Below are 22,688 nucleotides of genomic sequence, written 5' to 3' on the forward strand. Positions count from 1 at the left end.
TCAGTTGGCCGGCGGAATGACCATGTCAAAGGCCATATCCGCAATCTGGGCATAGGTCAGCGCCCCGTCGGCGCGGAACCAGTTGCTTGTCCAGTTGATTGTGCCGAACAGCAGCATGGTCTGCGCTCGCGCCTCGACCGGATCGTCGAACCTGCCGGGCAGGGCGGCGGTAAGCAACGATTGCACCGCGTCGACGATTTTTCGCTGCGTCTCCACGATGTCACGGCGGCGCTCGGCGGGCAGGTTGTCGAGTTCGTTTAGCAACACCTTCTGTCGGTCGGCCGCGCCGACGTAATGCATCAAGAAGCGGTGTAACAATGCGCGCAGGCTTTCACGCGGCGGCAAGCCAGTGGCGGTTACCGCCGCGACGTCTTCCAGTAGCAGGTCGACGTGCGAGGACATTACCGCGAATAGCACGTCTTCCTTCGACGGGTAATAATGATAGAGCAGAGACTTCGATGCGCCGCAGGCGCGGGCGATGTCCATCACCGACGTGCCCAGGAATCCCTTTTGCGCGAACAGGGCGGAAGCGTGATCGAGGATCGCTTCCTTGCGGTCTTCGAAATCAGCGGCCTGGGTTCTGGCCATTGGCGGGCTCTTCCTGCTTATCAAGTGTGCTCCTATCCCGACTAAGCGTTCAGGCGGCAAGGTCAAGTCGCAGCACGGTAATGTCAATGCATACGCACCGCGTTGACGGCTAGGGTTTGAAAGGTAGGGCGAGGCGATAATTCGCTTTGGTACTGTGAGGGTAGCTTCACGAAAGCACGCCGAGCCCTCAGGTCGCGATTTGATGCTGCAGCGGAGGTCGCAACATTCCATTCCGCCATGGCAGCGGGTCAGAAGGTTCGCATGGCTTGTCTGGAGACCCGGTGACGCTGCAGGTTGAATGTTTAGTTGATTGCTGAGTGGGCGGTGACGTGATGTCGTGGACGACCTCCGCACCAGCGTAGCTGTGGCTTGATGTTACCCGTTGAGTTCGAACGACAGCAAATTTTTAAAGCGAAAAGCGTCTAAAAAACTAGGGGCTGTTCAGGCAGACGGTTCTTAAGAACTGAAAACGTTACCAAACATCCCGCGCCCAAGATCCTGTCGCGTGTGGTGGCAATCATGCTGTTGCGCAGAGGTGTTGAAGCCCTACTGGCTGGAGGGAGCGTCAGCGAGGCAACTGCAAGTGCTCTCGAAGAATGGCATCCGCAGTCCAAATTGCTTGCCAAGTTTCTACCCTGCCGAGGTCAGCTGCCTCGATGCGTTCGGGCCACCGGTCCTCAATCAGGCGATGCAAGCTTTCCCATCTACCATCATCAAGCAGGAATCGAGAGTCGATCGCCGCCAATCCCACTGCCTCCGTTTGCACGCGCAGCCGCAAACAAGCAGGCCCTCCGCCGTTTCGCATCGACTCGCGTACATCGATCACTTCCAGTTTTTCGACCGGTCCTCCGCCAGACACAAAGCGACGGAGCCATCGTCGCACCGAATCGCATTCCTGGGTTTCGGTCGGGACAATGAGCGCCATTCCCCCTGCGGGCAAAGTGACCAATTGCGAGTTAAACAGATAGGAACCGACAGCGTCCCCCAGCGACACCTGATCAGCTGGCACCTCTATGATTACGCAGCCAGGAATGTTCTCCTGGATGAACGCGTAGACGCTCTCCTTGTCCTCGAAGGCCTGTTCATGTGCGAGAAGCACATGTTCATTTGCTACAGCCACTACGTCATTGTGGAAGGCCCCAGCCTCGATTGCCAATGCACTCTGGCGGGCCAGCAAAGTCCGCCGGCTATCGAGCCCGTGAAGGCGCGCGATTGCCTGAGATGCACGGCGGTCCTGCCTTGCCGGAAAGCCATGAGCCTTGCGTTCACCAAAGACGAGGATCTCAATCCCTGGGGCCCCGTGCTGCGGCGCCATCCGCATGTGATTGGCTGCCCCTTCGTCGCCGAAGCAGGCTGGGATGGGCTCGTGAACTGCGAAATGGCGCTGATCGACAAAGATGTGGCGCAGCGTGTCCAAGGTTTCTCGCCACTCCATCGAACGGTGCGGCATCGTCGCGAGATTCGCCACGGTCAGGTGGCAACGGCCATCGGAGGTGTCCGGTGCGGGCGAGACAGTCGCGGCATTGGCCGTCCACATGGCGGAAGCGGACATGGCATTGGCCAGCAAGGCTGGATCCTCTGCCCACGCCGCTGCGCAAACTTTTTCGTCAGTTCCCTTGAAGCCTAGCCGACGGAGGAACCAGGTGTCGGGACGCCTCTGAGGAGGCAGAAACCCCTGATGCAAGCCAAGATCCATGAGCCTGCGCATCTTGTTTAGGCCTTGCAAGGCGGCCTGACGAGGAAAGGAAACCAACCCTGAGTTTTGGTGGCTGGCAAGATTGCCGAAGCTGAGGCCGCCGTAGTTGTGGGATGGACCAATCAGCCCATCGAAGTTGATCTCGAAAAACCCCCTCATGGGCGATTGAGTCCCTTCATTTCGATCGGAACAAGGTCCGACGTCTCGAGGCTGGCGACCGGCCAGGCGACATAGTCCGCTGCATAGAAGGCACTGGGACGGTGATTCCCCGAGGCGCCGATTCCGCCGAACGGTGCGCTGGAGGCAGCTCCGTTGGTCGGGCGGTTCCAGTTTACCACGCCTGCCCTGCTATTCTGCCAGAATCGCCGATAGAGCGCTTCATCGCCGCCGACGAGGCTCGCAGCGAGGCCGAACCTAGTATCATTGGCTACCGCCATCGCAGCGTCGAAATCCGTCACACGCAGGATCTGCAACAGGGGGCCGAAATACTCCTCGTCCACGACTTTTGTTCCGGTCACATCAACAATCGCAGGTGTGAGGAAAGGCTTATCCTCGACCAGCCGTTGAAGAGGCACGATGGTTTTTGACGATCGCGCGGAAAGGCCGCGCGCAGCCGCCAGCAGGCGGTCAGCAGCAGCGTTGTCAATCACCGGCCCCATGAAAGGCTCCGGATCATCGAACGGCGCCCCAATCCTCATTTGCCGAGTGAGTTCGACCAGGCGGTCTACCAAAGCATCTGCCTGCGCCTGTCTTACGATCAGCCGCCGAGCGCAGGTGCATCGTTGTCCCGCTGACAAGAACGCCGACTGAATGACAATGCTGGCCGCTGCAGACAGATCGTCCGCGTCCCAGACTATCAGAGGGTTATTACCGCCCATTTCCAAGGCCAGAATTTTGTGCGGTGTTTCGGCAAACTGCCTGGCGAGCGCCGCACCGGTGGTCGCCGAACCAGTGAACAGGAGTCCGTCAATGTCTGGGTGAGAGGCGAGGTCCCGACCCGTTTCCGAATTTCCCTGGACGACCTGCAGCACTTTATCGGGCAGGCCTGCCTCGCACCAGAAGTCGGCCAGCAATTCACCCGTCGCCGGGGTAAACTCGGAGGGCTTGAAGACGATGGTGTTTCCAGCCAACAGGGCGGGGACGATGTGGCCGTTAGGCAAGTGGGCAGGAAAGTTATACGGCCCGAGTACGGCGAGGACCCCATGTGGTTTGTGGCGCACCGCCTGCTGGACACCTTGAACCTGCCCCTCACGATCTCCCGTTCGCGTGATGTATGCTTCGACCGAAATCTCGACCTTGGCTGCGACGCTTGCGACCTCCGATTCTGCTTCCCAGTATGGTTTTCCGGTCTCCCGCGAGATGACTGTCGCTAGTTTGGCCCCATTTCGCAGCACGACCTCACGGAAAGCCTCGGCTACGCGTACACGCTCAGCGAAAGTGGTCTGAGCCCAGCCGCGCAACGCATCTCGCGCCATTCTTACGGTCGCATCTGTCCGTCCGATCGGACCTTGCCAGACAAGCTCGCCGGTACAAGGATCGAACGATAGAAGTTCAGAATTCGACATGGGCTACCTCTTCCCCAACCTCGGCAAACCGCTCCCCCTGGCGTGTAAGACCAGCAGGATCGCTGCTCGTGTGATCAACCCAGCAACGAAAGTCCCTTCCGCTACCCTTTGACATTAGGGCTGGCCGTCCTTTCGGCTGATTGCCGAGAGACGCGACGACCCCGCATTCCCGATCCGCTATCGCCTTCAAGTCCGACGCGCGGCATTCCACAACCGGACCTGCATCGAAGATGTCGACGTGTTCTGTCAGCCTGAAGCCTTCGTTCATCAGCAGCTTAAGGGCGGGTGCGCTCGATTCATGGACCTTGCCGATGAGCGGGCGCACGGGTTGCGGAAGCATCGAGACGTAGATGGGGTACTTCGGCATGAGGTCAGCAATGAATTGGTTGCCGTTAATGCCGCCATATCGGTCAGCCTCGGCGAGGGGCATGTGGAAGAAGTTGCGCCCCACGCTATCCCAGAAGGGAGTTGAGCCGTTCGGTGCGACCCAGCCGCGCAGCTCAGCCATGATGCGACAGCTGAACCGGTTAGGGAACTGGCCTATCAGCATGTAGCGGCTGCGGGCAAGCAGACGGCCGGTGCCATTTGCCCTGCAGGCGGAGTGCAGGAACAGGCCGCCCACTTCGGTGGCTCCCCCGAAGTCATTGCTCAAATGCAGCATGTCCTCGCAATAGCGCTGCCCGAGCTCCCTGCTGTGGTGGACGATCTGCGTGAGGCGATAGGTGTAGAAGGGCCAAGTCTGGCCCACCTTGCTGAATAGGCAGGCGGTGCCTGCAATGCTGCCTGTGCCATCATCCAATACCAGCAGATACAGTTCATTTTCTGGTTGTGCGATGTCGCGATCGAATGCGTCGATGGAACGCTCTATGCGTTCGCCAAGAGCTTTTCGGTTCGGAGGCAGGTTGGTCATGCCTTCGTCCGCACTCTCAGCGAGCATGAGCAGGCCATCGAGGTCGTCTAGCCTGGCGGGTCTTACATGCCAGTTCGAAGTTTGTAGATCCCATACCATTCGGCGGATGTTGCAGAATATTCGCCGCATGTGTAGCGTGATTGATCGGACGCGACCGCAGAATATTTGGCGAGATGATGCAACCAGTGACAATCGATGCGGTCGACCGACGCATCCTCGAAGCGCTCAGAAATGATGCCCGAATCACGAATAGCCGCCTTGCGGGCCTGGTTGGGCTTTCGCCCTCTGCCTGCTTGGCACGGCATAAGCGACTGGAAAAGCTTGGCGTAATTACAGGATACCGGACCGAGATCGCACTAGCCCTGATCAGGCCAAGCATCCGGGTAATGATCGAGATGCGTCTGGCACGTCACTCGACCGATGATTTTAGGCACCTCGAGATGCTGTTGAGAGAAGATAATCGTGTGCTCGAAGCAGCTGAAATCAGCGGAAAAATGGATTACTATGCCTCGCTTTGCTTGCGAGACATGAATGAGTTGCGTGATTTCATAGACAATCTCACCGGAAAGGCACCGGTTATCGAGGCTGTCAACTCATTCGTAGTCCTACACATGGCGAAAAGTCCAATCGTCCCCCCGCTTGAATAGGACGGTGTAGCTCGGCAGTGGAGATAGTATACGGACTCTGGGGCCACCGATAATTACGCTCAACAATGTGCGAAAGTACTGACGACGGGCTGGGAACGTCGATTCCAGGTTTTTCCCTGAATGGGGTAAAGCTGGCGACAAAGATCACGCTCTAGGCTCAGGACCCATCGATCGGCAGGCAACGATATGATTCAGGCTCCGCGAGGAGACTGAGCACGAGTGACCTATATTGGCTGACGGACGAGAAAATGGCGCGTCTGTTGCCGTGTTTTCTCAAGAGCCACGGCAAGTCACGGTCCGACGACCAACGGGTGCTGGGCGGGATCATCATAGTCAACCGGACCGGACTGCGCTGGCGGGATGCACCCAGAGAATACGGGCCGCACAAGACATTGTATAACCGCTGGAAGCGGTGGGGCGAAATGGGCGTGTTCACTCGGATGATGGAAGGCCTGTCCGCCCAGAGGGCCGAGCCGCAGACCGTCATGATCGACGCGACCTATCTCAAGGCCCACCGCACGGCGTCCAGCCTTGGGGTAGAAAGGGGATCTCAGGCGTCTGATCGGACGGACCAAGGGCGGCCTGAACACCAAGTTGCATCCCGTGACTGATGCCAAGGGCCGCCCTTTCAGCTTCTTCATCACGGCCGGCCAGCACAGCGATTACGCCGGTGCAGCGGCCTCGCTCGACGATTTGCCCAAGGCCAAGTGGATGCTCGCCGGCCGTGGCTATGACGCGGACTGGTTCGGAGATGCGCTGGGGCTGCCATCAAACCTTGCATTCCGGGGCGAAAATCCCGATTTCTGCCCCTCGAATACGACAAGAGGCTGAACAAACGGCGTAACCGCATCGAGATCATGTTCGGCCGCCTGAAGGACTGGCGCCGCGTGGCAACGCGCTACGACCGCTGCCCAAACGTCTACTTCTCCGCTCTCGCACTGGCGGCCACCGTACTCTCCTGGCTACGATCAGCAAGTCATCGTGTAATTGCGGCTGCTTCCCTCGGACCTCGGTTGAGGCGCACACTTCTGGTTGTCGAATCCTGAAGGAAGGAAGCAGCCATGTAGCATTATGCCGGACTGGACCTGTCGATGGAAAGCACGCAGGTCTGTATCGTTGGCGAAAATGGTCGGAAGCTCGTGTCGGAGAAGGTCGAGAGCACTCCGGAGGCTTTGGCCGCGATGCTCGAACGATACTGTCCAATCGAGCGGGCGGTGCTTGAGACGGGGCGAATGTCGCCGGCAATCTGCTTGGGCCTGCGCGAACTGGGCGTTGCAGTGGTGTGCATTGATGCTCGCCAGGCGCACCAGAGCCTCAAGGCAATGAAGGCGAACAAGACCGATCCGCACGATGCCGCCGGGCTCGCACAGTTGGCACGCACCGGCTTCTACAAGGAGGTGCACGTCAAATCTCCGGCAGCGCATGGGGTGCGCAGCGTGATCACCGCGCGAAGCCATCTGGTGGAAGCGCGTGTCCGGCTCGACAACATGATCCGCGGTCTTTGCGCCACGTTCGGCTATCGCCCCGGGGCTGGGCAAGGGAAGGCATTCCTCGAGAGGATCATGCAGGCGGCACACATCCCGGGCCTTGGCGATGCAATCACATCCTTGCTGGCGGTGCGCGCGGAGTTGGTCGAGCAGATCAAGGAAATGGACCGGCGACTGCGCATCATCACCAGCCAGTCACAGGCCTGCGAAATCCTGATGACCATACCGGGCGTCGGCGTTCAGACCTCAGCCGCCTTCGCCGCTGCAGTGGATGAAGCAGGACGCTTCCGACAATCACGCGATGCCGGCGCCTATTTTGGTCTCGTGCCTCGACGCCATCAGTCGGGCGAGCTCGATTGGACAGGCCGGATCACCAAGCAAGGGGATGGGACCGTGCGCAAGCTGCTCTACGAAGCTGCCAACTCGATCCTCACTCGGAGCCGTGAGACCTTCGCCCTGAAAACTTGGGCCATGAAGATCGCCAAGCGTCGCGGCTTGAAGAAAGCCCGTGTCGCACTCGCCCGTCGGCTCGCGGTCATCATGCATGCCATGCTGCGCGATGGCACTTTGTTCCAGGCGTGAGGTAGGGTAGAACCTGTTTGCCAGCGGTGAAGCGTCAAAGCTGATCCGAGGGCGGTGTCCCGAGAGGGAACGCAGGGACGAACGATCTGCGAAGGTAGTCAGATGGGCTGCAAAGCCCGCTTCGAGTCAATGCAACGTTCGCCTCCGTGAGACCCGATATAGCACGACCAGGCTTCGGCCGGGCCAGTGCGGACAGATCCATGAAACCCTCAAGGGATCGGCACCGCCAAGCTCTGCAATTACAGATCCTGAGCCTAGAGGCGATTTGGGCGACGCTCCAGCCGAGCCGTGAACCAATTATGGGCCCTTGAATTTGTCACGAATGGACGACGAGAATTGCAGGTTAGCACACCGCCAGACGGTTCATACTCATCCGCTGGCATCCAAAAAATTTGGGGGCAAATCTGGGGGCGTAAATGGATTATTAAATAGAAAAAAGATGATAATTCAATGCAAAAGGCAACAATCTCGAATCCCACCCTCTCCGCCAAGTTTCCGTTCCCGCCGGTTCGTATTTCGGATGCTTCGCCTAGCTCGCGCCAATGTCCCGGGCGACGCGGCGCAGGGCGGGCAGCAGGCGTGCGCGCAGATCGGCCATGGAAACGCGCGCGGCCTGGGTGCCGATGTTGAGCGCGGCGATGGTGACGCCCGAACGGTTGTGCACCGGAACCGCGATCGAGCGCAGCCCCGGCTCCAGTTCCTGATCGACGATGGCATATTCCTGTTCCGCGACGTTGCGGAAAATCTCCAGCAGCGTGGCCGGATCGGTTTGGGTGCGGCCGGTCAATGGGGCGATCGCGGACGTGCGCAGATAGGCCTCCTGTTCCGCGCGGGGCAGGGCGGAGAGCAGGACGCGGCCCATCGAGGTGGCATAGAGCGGCAAACGGCTGCCCACGCGCAGCGAGATCGACATGATGCGGCTCGCTTCGGCGCGGGCGACGTAATAGACTTCGCCTTCCTCCAGCACGCCCAGCGAACAGGATTCGTGGATGTCGTCGCGCAACCGGTCGAGCAGGGGCTGCGCGCGCTGGGCCAGCGTGTTGGACGATAGAAAGGCATAGCCCAGAGCCAGCGCCTTGGGGCGGAGCGTGTAGCGGCTTTCGTCGCGCGCGGCATAACCCAGGCGGACCAGCGTGTGCAGGCAGCGCCGAACCGCCGGGCGGCTCAGCCCGGTCAGGCGACTCGCCTGGGCGATGGTCATCGGTCGCTGTTCGTCAGCGAAGCAGCGCAGCACCGCGAGTCCACGCGCCAGCGACATCATGAAATCCGGATCGTTCTCCTGCGGCGTTTCCACGCGGCTGCTCCCGATTTGTAAACGATAATCGTACAATATACCGTTTATCGGTTGACTCAAGCCATCACTGGGCACGAAGTGCGGCCCATGCCGTGCCGGTGCACGCGCGCTGCGGGAGAATGGCGGTGATCGACAAGTCGGTGGCTTCGGTGCGCGCGGCAGTGGCCGATATCGGCGATGGCGCGTCGGTGATGATCGGCGGCTTCGGTACAGCCGGCATGCCGGACGAACTGATCGAAGCGCTGATCGATCGTGGCGTGGGCGACCTTACCATCATCAACAACAACGCCGGCAATGGCGAGACCGGGGTGGCCGCGCTGATCAAGGCCGGGCGCGTGCGCAAGATCATCTGCTCGTTCCCGCGCCAGTCGGATTCGCATCATTTCGACGCGCGTTACCGCGCCGGGGAAATCGAGCTGGAACTGGTGCCGCAAGGCAACCTTGCCGCGCGGATCCAGGCGGCCGGGGCCGGGCTGGGCGCGATCTTCACGCCCACCGGCTATGGCACGCTGCTGGCCGAAGGCAAGGAAACGCGCCGGATAGACGGGCGCGATTATGTGCTGGAATATCCGATCCACGCCGATTTCGCGCTGATCAAGGCGCACCGCGCCGATCGCTGGGGCAACCTCGTCTATCGCAAGACCGCGCGCAACTTCGGCCCGATCATGGCGATGGCGGCGCGTACCGCGATCGTCCAGGTCGACGAGATCGTGCCGCTGGGATCGCTGGACCCGGAAACGGTGGTGACGCCGGGGATCTTCGTCCAGCGCGTCGTTGCGCTTGGGGCCTCTGTCGCGCGCGCGGCTTGAACGGAAGGAAGCAAGCATGAAGCGTCTCGACCGCGATGCGATGGCCGCAAGGGTGGCCCGCGACATCCCCGAAGGGGCCTACGTCAATCTTGGCATCGGCCTGCCGACCCGCGTGGCCGATTTCCTGCCGGTCGACCGGGAGGTGGTGCTCCAGAGCGAGAACGGGTTGCTCGGCATGGGGCCGGCGCCTGCGGCCGGGGACGAGGACCCGGAACTGATCAACGCGGGCAAGCAGCCGGTCACGCTGCTGGCGGGCGGCGCGTTCTTCCACCATGCCGACAGCTTCGCGATGATGCGCGGCGGACATATCGACATCTGCGTGCTGGGCGCGTTCCAGGTCTCGGTGCATGGCGATCTCGCCAACTGGCACACCGGCGCGCCGGGAGCGATTCCGGCGGTGGGCGGGGCGATGGATCTCGCCATCGGCGCCAAGCGCACGTTCGTGATGATGGACCTGCTGACGCGCGAGGGGCAGAGCAAGCTGGTCGAGGCGTGCAGCTATCCGCTCACCGGCCTCGCCTGCGTATCGCGCATCTATACCGACCATGCCGTGTTCGATGTGGGGCCGGAAGGGGCCTCGGTCGTGGAGATGATCGACGGGCTCACGCTCGATGCCTTGCAGGGGCTGACCGGCGTGCCGCTGCGCATGGATGCCTAGCGCACCCGTCTCCGGAACCAGAACGTCCACACCGCCAGGCTGCCCAGCAGCGCCAGGCCGAGTCCCACGAGGGTCATGACCAGCCGGTAGGCAAGGCCGCCGACCTTGGCGGCGTGGAGCGGATACACCTGGTTGAACATCCGTGCGCCGGCGGGCAGGTCCAGCGCATCGCGCGAGCCCAGCATACGGCCCGTCGCGGCGTCGAACCATACCATTGACCGGCCGTTGGGCAGCCATTCGTCCGCCCGTTTCATGCGGATCGCGATGGGATCGCCGGGCTTGCGGGGCAGGGAAAGGATGCGCAGGCGCGCGTCGGGAAACCGCGCTTGCGCCTGTTCGATCATTGCGTGCCAGTCCGGCCGCGCGGCGAGAGGGCCGCTGGCGAGTTTGGGCGGCTTCAGGGAAGCCTCGATCGCGGAGGGCGGGGAGAAGGGCCAGAGCACCAGTCCGGCGACGGGCCGGAACACCATCATCGTTCCCGTCAGCGTTGCCAGCAGCAGCAATGGCGCGATCACGATGCCCAGATCGCGGTGATGCCACAGGATGGCGGCGCGCGACAGGCGCGAAGGCAGCAGCCGCCAGCGAAACGTCCGGCGTGTCCGCCACCACAGGATCGTGCCCGAGACGACGAAGAAAACGCCGGCCAGCCCCGTGATGCCGATTACGGTTTCCCCGGCGTCCCCGGAGAACAAGTGGTGGTGCAGGTCGAACAGCCAGAGTTCGGGCCGCTGCCACTGGCTGTCCCAGCGGGTAACAATGTGCCCCGATTGATCGGCATAGGCGCCGGCATCGCCGCGACCGCGCAACTGTATCAGCCCGAACCGTTCGCTGGCGTAGATCAGCGCTTCTCCGCCGCGCGGGGCCGGCAGCAGCCGTCCGGTTGCCAGCGCGATCCGGGCGGGATCGCTCACCAGCGCATCGCCGGCGTGGGGCAGGGCGATCCAGTCCTCCTTGTGGACCAGGATCGCGCCCGACAGGCCCAGCACGGCCAGCACCAGGCCGAGCAGGCCACCGGTCCAGCGGTGGAGCAGATCGAGCCACTTCATCGCGTCAGAACCGGTAGTCCCAGCCCAGCGTGAAGGCACGGCCGCGTCCCGCGAAGTAAAAGAAGTTGTCGGTCGGGCGCGTGGTATCGCTGGCGTAGTCGATATACTGCTTGTCGAACAGGTTCTGCACGCTCAGCGTCCATCCGCCGATCGCGGTCTGATAGCGCAGGCTCGCGTCGGTCAGGGTGTAGCCGCCGAAATCGTTGCGGGGATCGCGCGCAAGGCCCTTGAAGGTGCGGGCGAAATAGACCTGGGTCTGCACCCGCGCGCTGATCGGGCCGCGCACGTAGCTGGCGGCCAGGTTCAGGCGGTCGGGCGAGATGTTGGCGCCATCCAGATCGCTGTCGACCTTGCCGTCGTTGTTGGTGTCCGACCGGCCGATCAGGTGCGCGTAACCCAGCGACAGCTTCAGTCCGTCGATCGGCATCTGCACGCCGAGATTCAGCTCCAGCCCCTGGATCTCGACGCGCTGGCGCTGCACGTCGAAGATCCCGTCCGGCCGCTGGACGAGAAGCTGGCCCTCCTTGCTGGTCGACCAGAAGTAGGTGACGCTGCCATCCAGCGGGCCGCGCTTTACCTCGATCCCGATCTCCCGGTTGTTGGACACGATCGGCCTGATGTTAAGATAGGTGTCGATCGCGATCCCCGGCTTGTTGATGGCGCGGGTAACCCGGCCGACATCGGGGACGGTGAAGCCTTCGGCATAACTCGCATAGGCGCGGATGCCGGGCCAGGGTTCGATGATCACGCCGCCGTTGAGCAAGGCATCGGAAAAGCGCGGGCTGCCGCCTTTCACGAACGTGCGGTTGGAGGTGGCGAGCGTGGTGAAATCGTCGATGGTGATCCGCACATCCTCGTAGCGGACGCCCCCCGCAAATCGCAGCTTGCCATCCAGCAGCTTCAGGTTGAGCTGGCCGAACGGTGCGAAGCTGCGGAAATCGGTTGGCGGCACCCAGACGCGGTTGGTGGCGATCAGGCGCTGTTCGGTCTTGTCCCACAGGGCATCGAAACCGACGATCGCGGTCAACGCCTCGAAGCCGGGCACCGGCCGTTCGTAGCTGATTTTGCCGCCGATCTTGCGCGACCGGTTCTGCGACTGGTCGAACAGGGTGCCGACCGGCGCGATCAGCGCGTCCTGGAATGTAGCCTGCGGCGTGGGCTCTCCGCCGAAGGTGTCGCGGCTGCGGTTGAAGAACACCTGGCTGACGAAGTTGCCGCCCCACAACGCCGTGTCGGTGATCGACAGCGCCACGCTTTCCGTGCGGTTGGCGGCAGGCTTGCCGGGGGGTGTGCCGGGCGTGGCGCTGGTCGGCAGGCCGGCGGCGCGGTTGCCCTGCACGGCCACGTAGTCGCCATCGCCCTTCAGTTCGTAGCGGCTGGCGATCAGGTCGATCCGCCCGGTCGAGGACAAGGCGTAGCCAAACCGCCCGAACAGCGAGAGCGTGCGCGAATCCTGCGTTTCGCCTTGCGTCAGGTTGATGCCGGTGCGGCGTCCCTTTCCGTCATAGAACACGCCGCGCTTGTCGTAGGTGGCGCCCACTGTCGCGTCGAAACGTCCCGCCTTGTATTGCAGCAACCCCGCGACCTTGCCGCCGAAGCCATCGCTTTCGAAGCCGTCGCCGCTGGTTCCCTGCACCAGCACCCGGCCGCCCAGCCCATCGGCCTGGGGTGCGCCGACGGTTACCTGGTTGACGATTCCGCCGGTGCCGCCGATGCCCTGCAGCGCGTTCGAGCCGTAGATTACTTCCACCCGGTCGACGAAGAAGCCGTCGATGGTGAAGCCGTCGCGGCTGCCGTCGCGCAGCGGCGTGGATTGGGGAATGCCGTTGATGGCATAGAGCGGCGAACGTCCGCGCAGCGTTTCGCCCGCCCCGGAGAGCTTCTGCCGCGTGGGCGAGAACGACGGGATCAGCGTGGCGACAGCATCGGTGACCGAACCGGATATGGCTATCTGCTGTTCCAGAGAAGCCTTGTCGATCACCTCCACGGTGAGGGGCAGGGCATTGGGCGGAAGGATCGTGCGCGCGGCCGTAACAACGATCTGGGTGTCGTCGGGTTCACCACCGGTTTCCGCGGACGCCGTTTGCGGCAGCGATAGCGTCCCTCCTGCCAAAGCGAGAACGGAAACTTTGAAACCTGCCTTGGCCCTGATCGACACCGTACTTGTCCCCCGTTTGGCTCGCGATGATCGAGGGGCGCGTTATCAATCTCGACTAAGTAATGCAACTCATTCGCATTAAAAAGAATCGACGCCCACGACACATCGCGGCCGCGGATGAGGCGGCCGTAGTGGCGGAGGTGGTGAAGGGGCGGGGGCTGGCCTGTGTGCTAGGTCGTAAACTCATAATCAGCAGGCTCGAGGTTTGAAGAAAAATGGCCCGGCGCAAGGAGGAGGGGTGAAGGAATATGTCGATATTTCAAGCCGCTCCGACGCTGCGCTGGGCCATTTTGGTCAAATCCCGGCGGGACGTCCAAATGGCTTCCATCTCGAACCGAAAGGCGCTTGCAAAGGCAACCAGCCTTCGCGGCGCGCATTTCGGCCCGATATGTTCGCCATTTGGACGCCTCGATCCTGCTGATTATGAGTTTACGACCTGATGCCACGATCGGCCGCGCCGGAGTTCAGCCGGTCCGTTCGCCCCAGACTTCGGATAGCAGCGAGAGCATTGCCGCCCAGCTCTGCCTGTCCGCGCTGGCATCATAGCCGATGGCCGGGATTCCACGCGCGTCACTGTCCGGATCGGTGAAGCCGTGCTTGGCGTGGGCGTAGGCATGAAAGTGCCAGTCGGCATGGGCGCCGTCCATTTCCTCCCAGAACGCCAAAACCTGCGGTCGCGGCACCAGCGGGTCCTTGTCGCCGTGGCAGATCAGGATGCGGGGGCGGATCGTGTCACCAGGTTGAGCCGGGCGCCCGGTCGCCAGGACGCCGTGGAAACTGACGACGACGTCCAGGTCTGCCCCGTCGCGCGCCAGTTCGAGCGCGGCCTGCCCGCCCATGCAGAAACCGATCGCGCCGACCGGCAGATCGGCGGCCGCCTCGTGCGCGCGCAGCGTGGCCACCGCCGCGGCGATGCGGTCGCGATAATGCCGCACATCGGCGCGCAAGGTTTCCGCCAGGGCGTGCGAAGCGGCGAAGTCAGCCACGGGCTGGCCGTAGAAGTCCGCGATCAGCGCCACGTAGCCGGCATCCGCCAGCATCTGCGCGCGCCGCTCCATCGGTGCGTTCACGTTCATGATCGTGGGAAAGAGCACGATCGCTCCGCGCGCCGGCCCCGCCGGCCGGGCAAGCCAGCCGGTGAGCACGGTATCATCGTGATGGTAGCGGACTTCCTCCAGCGCCATCGTCTTACTCCGGCAGGAAATCGGGAACGGAAAGATAGCGTTCGCCGGTATCGTAGTTGAAGCCCAGCACGCGGCTGCCGGCGGGAAGGTCCGGCAGCTTCTGCGCGATGGCGGCAAGCGTCGCGCCCGAGCTGATACCCACGAGCAGGCCTTCGACGCTGGCCGAACGGCGCGCCCATTCCTTGGCGTCGCCGGCATCGACCTGGATCGCGCCGTCAATCGACTGGGTGTGGAGGTTGCCGGGGATGAAGCCCGCGCCGATCCCCTGGATCGGATGAGGCGCCGGCTGTCCGCCGGAAATGACCGGCGAGAGCGCCGGCTCGACGGCATAGGCCTTCAGCGCGGGCCAGGTCTTCTTCAGTTCCTCGGCCGAACCCGTCAGGTGGCCGCCGGTGCCCACGCCGGTGATCAGCACGTCGATCGGCGTATCGGCGAAGTCCTTCAGGATTTCCTGCGCGGTGGTGCGGGCGTGGACGGCGACGTTGGCCGGATTTTCGAACTGCTGCGGAATCCATGCGCCCGGCGTTTCGGCAAGCAGCTGGTTCGCGCGTTCGATCGCGCCCTTCATGCCCTTTTCGCGCGGGGTAAGGTCGAATGTCGCGCCATAGGCGAGCATCAGCCGCCGGCGTTCGATCGACATCGATTCGGGCATGACGAGCACGAGCTTGTAGCCCTTCACTGCTGCCACCAGCGCCAGGCCGATACCGGTGTTGCCCGATGTCGGCTCGATGATCGTGCCGCCCGGCTTCAGTTCGCCGCGCTGCTCCGCATCCTCGATCATGGCCAGCGCGATGCGGTCCTTGATCGATCCGCCCGGATTGGTGCGCTCGGCCTTGACCCATACCTCGTGGTCCGGGAACAGGCGCGAAAGGCGAATGTGCGGCGTATTGCCGATGGTGGCGAGAACGCTGTCGGCTTTCATGGTTCAGGTTCCTTCCTTGACATGGTCCGCCTCGGCCTGTGCCGTCGGAGGGGGAGTTTCATATCTACGATACTGTGGCGCAAAGGTCCGCGCGTTTTTGAGTTCCGGGAACAGCACGGCCCACAGCGCGGTGATCGCGATCGCGCCCGCGCCGCCGAACACCACCGCGCCGGTGGCCCCGAGCAGCGCGGCGGCAATGCCCGACTGCATCTCGCCCAGCTCGTTGGACGCGGAGATCGCAAGGCCCGATATCGCCGAAACGCGGCCGCGCACTTCATCGGGTGTGTTGAGTTGGACCAGCGTGTTGCGGATGAACACCGAGATCATGTCGCCCATGCCAAGGCAGGCAAGCAGGGTCAGCGACAGGTAGAAATTGCGCGACAGGCCGAACGCGGCGGTAGCCAGGCCATAGGCGACGACGCCCCAAAGCATCTTCACGCCCACGTTGTGCCGAATCGGGTATTTCGACAGCAGGATCGCGACGGCGGCGGCGCCGAAGGCCGGCGCGGCGCGCATCAGGCCCAGCCCGTCCGCGCCAACCGGATGGCCGTCCACGAACAGGATGTCGCGGGCGAACACTGGAAGTAGCGCGGTCGCGCCGCCCAGCAGGACCGCGAACAGATCAAGCGTCACACAGCCAAGCAGGAACCGCTCGTTCCACACATAGGTCAGTCCCTCCAGAATCTGGCGCAGCGGGTGCCGGTCGCGATTGCCTGGCGGCGGGGGCAGCGGGCGGATGCGGAAAAGCGAGAACGCGCCGATCAGCAGCAGGGCAACGGAGGTCCAGTACGGCGCGGTTGGCGCCAGCGAGAAAAGGATGCCGCCCAGCGCGGGGCCGGTGACGGATCCGATCTGCATGGCCAGCGCGTTGATCGCGATTGCCTTGGGCATGAGGTCGGCCGGAACGATGTTCGGCGCGATCGATGCCATCGCCGGGGCGATGAACACGCGCGCGGTGCCATGCAGCGCGCCCAGCGTGAACAGCAGGGGTAGCGAAAGGAGGTCCAATTGCGTCGTCAGTGCGAGCGAACCAGCGACCAGCAGGTCGATCAGGCTGGCCAGCGCGGCCACGTTGCGCCGATCGAACCGGTCCGCCAGAACACCCGCGACAGGCGTCAGCAGAAACACCGGCAGGAACTGGACGAGGCCGAGAATGCCAAGCTGAAACGCGGCATGGCCGATGCTCATGCCGTATTGCGCGCGCGCCACGTCATAGAGCTGATAGCCCAGCACCACGACCATGCCGGACGTCGCGATGACCGAACACAGGCGCGCCAGCCAGAAGCGCCTGTAATCCGGAATGGCGATCGGCGAACGGGGAGTCTCGGGAGAGGAAGTCACGCGGCTGGAATGGCAGCGAGACTTCCTCTTGCCAAGCAAGCAAATCTCGTAAGCGGTTAAATTCTCAATGACACGGTCACGCGTACGTCGCGCCCCGCGATCGGCACGAAATCGCGCGTTTCCGAGGTCGCCAGCCGGCCTTCCACGTTGAGCAGGTTGTCGCCCGACAGGATCAGCGAAAGCGCGCCATCCTTGCCCATCGGCCGCCAGGTGGCGCTGGCGTTAACGAGCGTGAAGGCGGATGTCGGGTTTTCGTTGGCGGCCACGCGGCTTTGCGCGGCGTTGTGGATCACCTCGCCACGCAGGCTGAACCGGTCGCTGTTGTATTCCGCGCCGCCGCGCACGCGCAGCGGCGGGATGCGCGGGGCAGGGCCGATGCCGGTCAGCTGCGCGTGGACGTAGTCGACGCCGCCGTCGAGCGAAACCGAACGGTCGCCCCAGTCCAGCGCCTTGACCGAGCCTTCGGCTTCCACGCCACGGAACTTCGCGTCACCCTGGATGAACTGATAGACGGGAAAGCCTTCCACATCTGCCCCGGTGGGAACAGGGGCGATGAAGTCCTTGAAATCGGTGGCATAGGCCGTGACCGCGCCCGCAAAGCGATCGGCATGGTAGCGCACGCCCGCCTCCACGGTATTGCTGCGTTCCTTGCGAAAGGCCGGATTGCCGCTTTCGTAGGACTGCGTGGCATCATGGATGCCGTCGATGAACAGTTCCTCGGCGCTTGGCGCGCGTTCGCCATGGCTGCCGGACAGGCTGATGGTAAGGCTTTCCACGGGATGCCAGGCCAGCCCCAGCCCTGCGGCAAGCTGGTTGAAATCGCGTGTGATCCCATTCGGGCGCGCCTTGACCGAGGTGTGTTCGTAGCGGCCGCTGGCCTCGAGGTCGAAGGTGCCCACCGAAAGCTGCTGCCGCGTGAACACGGCAAAGCGGTTGGTCAGGTTGTCCGGGATCAGGCGTTCGTCGCCCACCACGCGCAAGTCGCGGCTGCCATACTGGATGCCGGTTTCGCCCCGCCAGCCGCCATGCCGCGCCTGCACCAGTTCCAGACGCGTCTCGATGCTCTTGTTGAAGAAGCGCGTGCCCGCCACGCCACCTTCGATCTCGGCATGGGTATAATCGCCATAGGCTCCCCGGAATTCGAGCTTGTTGAAGAATCCGTCCAGATTGAGGCTGCCGCGTATGTCGTAGCGGGTCTGGCGCAGCGAGATCGACACCGGATCACCGCTGCCCGCTTCGGGGCGGGGCGGGATGCCATAATCGCTGGTCAGGCGCGAGACGGAGATGCCCAGGCTGCCCCCGGCGTCGATGAACGCAACGCCGGCGCCCAGCGTGGAACCCCGCGCGAAGCTGTTCGCCAGCCGCCCGCGCGCATTCGCCTGCTGGGTCAGCGAAGCTGCGCCTTCGGCGTCACCGTCGCTTGCCAGTTCCGCCGCCGAGGCCAGCGTGTCGGCGCGCAACTGCGGCGAAAGCACGTTGCCGCCGATGCGCAGGTTATCCGCGTGGTTGTACGAGGCGTCCAGATGCGCGACGAAGCGCGGCGCCAGGGCAACGTCCATCGCTCCGCCGACGTTGACCGAGTTTGCCGCGGTGCCGTAGCTCCCCTGCGCGGTCAGTTCGACGGGCTTGTCGGGCAAGCGGCGCGGAATGCGCTTGTCGATCGCGTTGACCGCCCCGCCGGCCGGATCGGCGGCATAGAGCAGCACTTCCGGCCCGTGGAGTACATCGATCCGGTCGATGTTGAGCGTATCCAGCGCGACGCCGTGGTCGGCCGAGACGGACGACGCATCGAGCGAGCCCAGGCCATCGGTCAGCACCTGCACGCGCGGACCGTCGAATCCGCGCAGCACCGGGCGCGATGCGCCGGGCGCGAAACCGCTGGTGGAAACGCCGGGCAACCGGGCGAGCATCGCGCCGATCTGCGGCTGCGTATTGCGGGCAAGGTCTTCGCCGGTCAGCACGACCGGCGCAACGATCACGTCCCGATCACCGGAGATCAGGCGGCCTGTCACCACGATCGGCGCGTGGCCGGCGTCGTCGGGCGTGCCGGTGGGGTGGGCGCTGTCCACGTGCCCGTCCGTGCCATCGGCCGGAGGGGCGGGGGGCGTCTGTGCAAGCGGAGCGGCAAGGGCCGGCGATGCGGCAAGAAGAAGCGCGAGGGCGGAAGAGGACAGGAATTGACGTTGCAAGGAATCACCCCGGGGTTTGAATTCCGGGCGTTCGTAATGAAATGATATAATATATCAACCCTGAATCGACGAACGTGGCAACAAGGGCGGTTGTCCGCCTTGAGCCGGAATCAGCCCGGAATCAGCCTTTGCCGCGCAGACGCGGGTTGGGCTGCAGGCTCTTGATCATTTTCAGGAAATCTTCGGGCCGGATGATGCGTTCGAACTGGAATCCGGTGCGATCATCCTTGATCCACACGATAAAGGCTTCGATGCGGCCGATCTGCGGCAGACGCACGGTCACACGTTCACCCCGGCCAAGATCCGTGACTCCCTGAGCCATGAACCCGTTGGACGAGATGTTGACGATGTGCAGCATCACATCGCCCATGCGACGATGCTCACCGATGACCGGCAGATTCACCGGCTGTCGCGTGGCACGGCGCAGGTCGGTGACTGAAAGCTGGGCTCCGCCAGGCATCGTTCCTCCTCGTCGTGGGAAAGTGGAGCCGATGCTGTAGCTGCGAAATGCCAAATATTCCCTAAACCTGCTTCGGACTTTTTCCGCCTGCTTCAAAAGTTTGCGGTAAAGGGATCAGGCCGGGCGGATGATGCCGTGCTTCTTCTTTCCCGCGGAAATCCGCCGTTCCTGGCCCGCCAGCACGATCTGGAAGCCTTCGTCTGATACGGATTCGCCGTCAATCCGGGCGCCACCGCCGGCGATAAGGCGTTTTGCCTCGCCACGGCTCACCGCAAAACCGATACCGACCAGCGCATCGATCAGGCTGATCGCGTCATCGGCGCAGGCGAGCGTGGGCAGGTCCTGGCCGATCCCACCGCCCGCGAACGTGGCGGCAGCCGTGGCTTCGGCGGCGCGGGCCGCTTCCTCGCCACGGACCAGCCGGGTGATCTCGTTGGCGAGGACCACCTTGGCGGCGTTGATCTCGCTGCCTTCCAGCGCTTCGAGCCGGGCGATCTCGTCAAGCGGCAGGTCGGTGAACAGGCGCAGGAACCGGCCGACATCGCGGTCATCGCTGTTGCGCCAGTATTGCCAGAAGTCCCACGCGGGCAGCGCGTCCTCGTTCAGCCACACGGCCCCCGCCGCCGTCTTGCCCATCTTGGAACCGTCGGCCGTGGTCAGCAGTGGCGTGGTGACGCCGAAAACTTCCACCCCGTCCATGCGGCGGGTCAGTTCGATGCCGTTGACGATGTTGCCCCACTGGTCCGATCCGCCCATCTGCAACCGGCAGGCATGCCGCTGCGACAGTTCGCGGAAATCGTAGGCCTGAAGGATCATGTAGTTGAATTCGAGGAACGACAGCGACTGTTCGCGGTCCAGCCGCTGCTTCACCGAATCGAAACTCAGCATCCGGTTGACCGAGAAATGCTGGCCCACCTCGCGCAGGAAGGGAATGTATTCCAGCTTGTCGAGCCAGTCCGCGTTGTCGACCATGATCGCGTCGCTCGGCCCGTCGCCGAAGGTCAGGAAGCGTTCGAACACGGTCTTGATCGAGGCGACGTTCGCCGCGATCGTGTCCGTCGTCAGCAGCTTGCGCGCTTCGTCCTTGAAGCTGGGATCGCCGATCTTGCCGGTGCCGCCGCCCATCAGCACGATGGGCTTGTGGCCGGCCTGCTGCAAGCGGCGGAGCAACATGATCTGGACCATGCTGCCCACGTGCAGCGATGGCGCGGTGGGATCGAAGCCGATATAGCCCGGGATGACCTGCTTCTGCGCCAGCGCATCGAGCGCGGCGGCATCGGTAAGCTGGTGGATGTAGCCACGCTCGTCGAGCAGGCGGAGCAGGGTGGACTTGTATGCGGTCATGGTGGCCTCTTGTCAGGAGCGCGCGCCTAGCACGGAGAAATGCGCTTGGGAACGTTCGAGCTTGTGCCGCACCCCGATCACCCGCCGGTCGCGGTCAGCCGGATCGAGGCGCGGATCATCGGGCATGACGCGAACTGGTTGCAGGTGCGCTGGCGGATCGACGGCAGCGAGCGAGTAATCGTGCCGCCGTTCGCGGGCAAGGGGCGGGCAGACGGCTTGTGGCAGGCTACCTGCTTCGAGGTGTTCTTCCGCACCCCGGGCGAGGACTCCTATATCGAACTGAACCTGTCGCCGTCCGAACGGTGGGCGGCCTATGACCTTTCCGGCTATCGCAGCGGCATGGTTGCCCGGCCGATGCCGCGCGATCCCTCCTGCACCCTGCGCTTGGGCGGACGCACGATGATCTTCGATGCCGCGATTCCGGTGGCGGGCCTGCCACCTTGCCCCTGGCAGGCCGCGCTTACCGCCGTGATCGTCGAGGACGGGGGGCGGACCTCCTATTGGGCACTGGCGCATGCCCCCGGCAAGGCGGACTTTCACCATCCCGCTTGCTTCGCGCTGTCGGTTGCGGCACCGGGGGCCGCATGAAATTTGGTATCGATCGCCTCCTCGCCGACCCCGACCTGCGCGCACCGCTGGAAGGAAAGCGCGTCGCCCTTGTCGCGCATCCTGCATCCCTGACCGAGAATCTCGAGCATTCGCTGGACGCCCTGATGGCCTGCCCCGGCATCCGGCTGACGTCCGCCTTCGGCCCGCAGCACGGCCTGAAGGGGGACAAGCAGGACAACATGGTGGAGACCGAGGACTTTCTCGATCCCAATTGCGGCATTCCCGTTTTCAGCCTCTATGGCGAAGTACGCCGGCCGACGCCGGAGATGATGGACAGCGCCGACGTGTTCCTGTTCGATCTGCAGGATCTGGGGTGCCGCATCTACACCTTCGTCACCACGCTGCTTTACATGCTGGGCGCGGCGGCGAAGCAGGGCAAGGAAGTGTGGGTGCTGGACCGGCCCAATCCCGTGGGGCGCCCGGTTGAAGGAACGGTGCTGCAGCCGGGATGGGAAAGCTTCGTCGGCGCCGGGGCCATGCCGATGCGGCACGGGCTGACGCTGGGCGAGATGGGGCGCTGGTTCATCGACGAGTTCCGGCTGGATGTCGAATACCGCGTGATCAAGATGGAAGGCTGGCAGCACGAGGCCGCGCCCGGCTTTGGCTGGCCGGACAGCCGCGTGTGGGTGAACCCCAGCCCGAATGCGCCCAATCTCAACATGGCGCGCGCCTATGCCGGCACGGTGATGCTCGAAGGCACCACGCTGTCGGAAGGGCGCGGCACGACCCGCCCGCTCGAAGTGCTGTTCGGCGCGCCCGATCTCAACGCCCGCGCGGTGCTGTCGGAAATGGAGCGGCTGGCGCCCGAATGGCTGGAAGGCTGCGCCTTGCGCGAATGCTGGTTCGAGCCGACGTTCCACAAGCATGAAAAGACGTTGTGCAATGGCTTGATGATCCACGCCGAAAGAGGCTTCTATCATCACTATCGCTTCCGCCCCTGGCGGTTGCAGGCGTTGGCGTTCAAGGCCATCCGCCGGCTACAGCCGGAATACCCGCTCTGGCGCGAATTTCCGTACGAGTACGTCTATGACAAGCTGGCGATCGACGTGATCAACGGCGGGCCTTCGCTGCGCGAATGGGTGGACGATCCCCGCTCGCGCCCGGGTGACCTCGACGATCTGGCATCGCCCGACGAAACCCGGTGGATCGAGGAACGCCGCCACTATTTCCTGTATTGATGGCGACTGACCCCAAGCGCC

The 22,688-nt window shown here is 63.4% G+C and carries 19 protein-coding genes and 1 pseudogene; 7 read left to right on the forward strand and 13 right to left on the reverse strand.

Translation table 11 applies throughout. The features are described from left to right. The 4 genes from NMD1_RS15145 to NMD1_RS15160 all read right to left on the reverse strand — a co-directional run bounded on the left by NMD1_RS15145 (window position 1) and on the right by NMD1_RS15160 (window position 4,888). The gene (locus tag NMD1_RS15145; RefSeq protein WP_118074274.1) at window positions 1–588 is read right to left on the reverse strand and encodes a TetR/AcrR family transcriptional regulator; all 588 of its coding nucleotides are present in this window, start codon (window positions 586–588) and stop codon (window positions 1–3) included. Window positions 589–1,153: 565 nt separating this feature from the next. Beyond that, a complete protein-coding gene (locus NMD1_RS15150) occupies window positions 1,154–2,443 on the reverse strand; it encodes an N-succinylarginine dihydrolase (RefSeq protein WP_125955363.1) in 1,290 nt (429 codons plus the stop codon). Then, the gene (gene astD, locus NMD1_RS15155) at window positions 2,440–3,849 is read right to left on the reverse strand and encodes a succinylglutamate-semialdehyde dehydrogenase (protein WP_125955364.1); all 1,410 of its coding nucleotides are present in this window, start codon (window positions 3,847–3,849) and stop codon (window positions 2,440–2,442) included. The genes NMD1_RS15150 and astD overlap by 4 nt, the downstream gene beginning before the upstream one ends. Beyond that, window positions 3,836–4,888, reverse strand: a complete 1,053-nt coding sequence (locus NMD1_RS15160; RefSeq protein WP_125955365.1) for an arginine N-succinyltransferase — start codon at window positions 4,886–4,888, stop codon at window positions 3,836–3,838. The genes astD and NMD1_RS15160 overlap by 14 nt, the downstream gene beginning before the upstream one ends. Window positions 4,889–4,932: 44 nt before the next feature. Between NMD1_RS15160 and NMD1_RS15165 the strand changes: the two genes are divergently transcribed. From NMD1_RS15165 to NMD1_RS15175, 3 genes and pseudogenes are all read left to right on the forward strand, one after another. Further along, window positions 4,933–5,406, forward strand: a complete 474-nt coding sequence (locus NMD1_RS15165) for an Lrp/AsnC family transcriptional regulator (protein ID WP_233497679.1) — start codon at window positions 4,933–4,935, stop codon at window positions 5,404–5,406. A gap of 209 nt (window positions 5,407–5,615) precedes the next feature. After that, a pseudogene (locus tag NMD1_RS15170) lies at window positions 5,616–6,371 on the forward strand (IS5 family transposase); the annotation flags it as partial. Window positions 6,372–6,485: 114 nt separating this feature from the next. Next, window positions 6,486–7,475, forward strand: a complete 990-nt coding sequence (locus NMD1_RS15175; RefSeq protein WP_255352111.1) for an IS110 family transposase — start codon at window positions 6,486–6,488, stop codon at window positions 7,473–7,475. A gap of 529 nt (window positions 7,476–8,004) precedes the next feature. On the opposite strand, the gene NMD1_RS15180 is transcribed toward NMD1_RS15175, so the two are convergent. Beyond that, on the reverse strand, window positions 8,005–8,769 hold the full coding sequence (locus NMD1_RS15180) for an IclR family transcriptional regulator C-terminal domain-containing protein (RefSeq protein ID WP_233497682.1): 765 nt from the start codon (window positions 8,767–8,769) through the stop codon (window positions 8,005–8,007). Window positions 8,770–8,894: 125 nt separating this feature from the next. Here NMD1_RS15180 and NMD1_RS15185 point away from each other — a divergent pair, with 125 nt between their 5' ends. Then, window positions 8,895–9,578 (forward strand): 3-oxoacid CoA-transferase subunit A, encoded by a 684-nt coding sequence (locus NMD1_RS15185; RefSeq protein ID WP_125955367.1) that lies wholly within the window; start codon window positions 8,895–8,897, stop codon window positions 9,576–9,578. Window positions 9,579–9,594: 16 nt separating this feature from the next. Next, the gene (locus NMD1_RS15190; protein WP_125955368.1) at window positions 9,595–10,236 is read left to right on the forward strand and encodes a 3-oxoacid CoA-transferase subunit B; all 642 of its coding nucleotides are present in this window, start codon (window positions 9,595–9,597) and stop codon (window positions 10,234–10,236) included. Here the strand turns inward: NMD1_RS15190 and NMD1_RS15195 are convergent. The 8 genes from NMD1_RS15195 to tyrS form a co-directional block, all read right to left on the reverse strand. Next, window positions 10,233–11,282, reverse strand: coding sequence for a PepSY domain-containing protein (locus NMD1_RS15195; RefSeq protein WP_125955473.1), 1,050 nt, complete (start codon window positions 11,280–11,282; stop codon window positions 10,233–10,235). The genes NMD1_RS15190 and NMD1_RS15195 overlap by 4 nt on opposite strands. A 4-nt stretch (window positions 11,283–11,286) precedes the next feature. Continuing rightward, the gene (locus NMD1_RS15200; protein WP_375600804.1) at window positions 11,287–13,440 is read right to left on the reverse strand and encodes a TonB-dependent receptor; all 2,154 of its coding nucleotides are present in this window, start codon (window positions 13,438–13,440) and stop codon (window positions 11,287–11,289) included. Between the two features lie 464 nt (window positions 13,441–13,904). Continuing rightward, complete coding sequence (locus tag NMD1_RS15205; protein ID WP_125955369.1) at window positions 13,905–14,624, reverse strand: dienelactone hydrolase family protein; 720 nt, start codon at window positions 14,622–14,624, stop codon at window positions 13,905–13,907. A gap of 4 nt (window positions 14,625–14,628) precedes the next feature. Further along, the gene (gene cysK / locus NMD1_RS15210) at window positions 14,629–15,546 is read right to left on the reverse strand and encodes a cysteine synthase A (RefSeq protein WP_124807615.1); all 918 of its coding nucleotides are present in this window, start codon (window positions 15,544–15,546) and stop codon (window positions 14,629–14,631) included. A gap of 3 nt (window positions 15,547–15,549) precedes the next feature. Continuing rightward, a complete protein-coding gene (locus NMD1_RS15215) occupies window positions 15,550–16,887 on the reverse strand; it encodes an MFS transporter (RefSeq protein ID WP_125955370.1) in 1,338 nt (445 codons plus the stop codon). A 56-nt stretch (window positions 16,888–16,943) separates the two neighbouring features. Next, window positions 16,944–18,956: a TonB-dependent receptor gene (locus NMD1_RS15220; protein ID WP_233497686.1), complete on the reverse strand. Its 2,013-nt coding sequence runs from the start codon at window positions 18,954–18,956 to the stop codon at window positions 16,944–16,946. A 241-nt stretch (window positions 18,957–19,197) separates the two neighbouring features. Continuing rightward, the gene (locus NMD1_RS15225; RefSeq protein WP_124807613.1) at window positions 19,198–19,536 is read right to left on the reverse strand and encodes a PilZ domain-containing protein; all 339 of its coding nucleotides are present in this window, start codon (window positions 19,534–19,536) and stop codon (window positions 19,198–19,200) included. A 114-nt stretch (window positions 19,537–19,650) separates the two neighbouring features. After that, window positions 19,651–20,880, reverse strand: coding sequence for a tyrosine--tRNA ligase (tyrS, locus tag NMD1_RS15230; RefSeq protein ID WP_124807612.1), 1,230 nt, complete (start codon window positions 20,878–20,880; stop codon window positions 19,651–19,653). A gap of 39 nt (window positions 20,881–20,919) precedes the next feature. Here tyrS and NMD1_RS15235 point away from each other — a divergent pair, with 39 nt between their 5' ends. Both NMD1_RS15235 and NMD1_RS15240 read left to right on the forward strand, forming a co-directional pair. After that, entirely contained in the window at window positions 20,920–21,468 is a 549-nt protein-coding gene (locus NMD1_RS15235) for a DOMON-like domain-containing protein (RefSeq protein ID WP_125955371.1), read from the forward strand. Continuing rightward, complete coding sequence (locus NMD1_RS15240) at window positions 21,465–22,667, forward strand: exo-beta-N-acetylmuramidase NamZ domain-containing protein (protein ID WP_124807610.1); 1,203 nt, start codon at window positions 21,465–21,467, stop codon at window positions 22,665–22,667. Before NMD1_RS15235 ends, NMD1_RS15240 begins: the two co-directional genes overlap by 4 nt. The last annotated feature ends 21 nt before the right edge of the window (window positions 22,668–22,688 follow it).

The sequence above is a fragment of the Novosphingobium sp. MD-1 genome (assembly GCF_001014975.1).
GTDB lineage: Bacteria > Pseudomonadota > Alphaproteobacteria > Sphingomonadales > Sphingomonadaceae > Novosphingobium.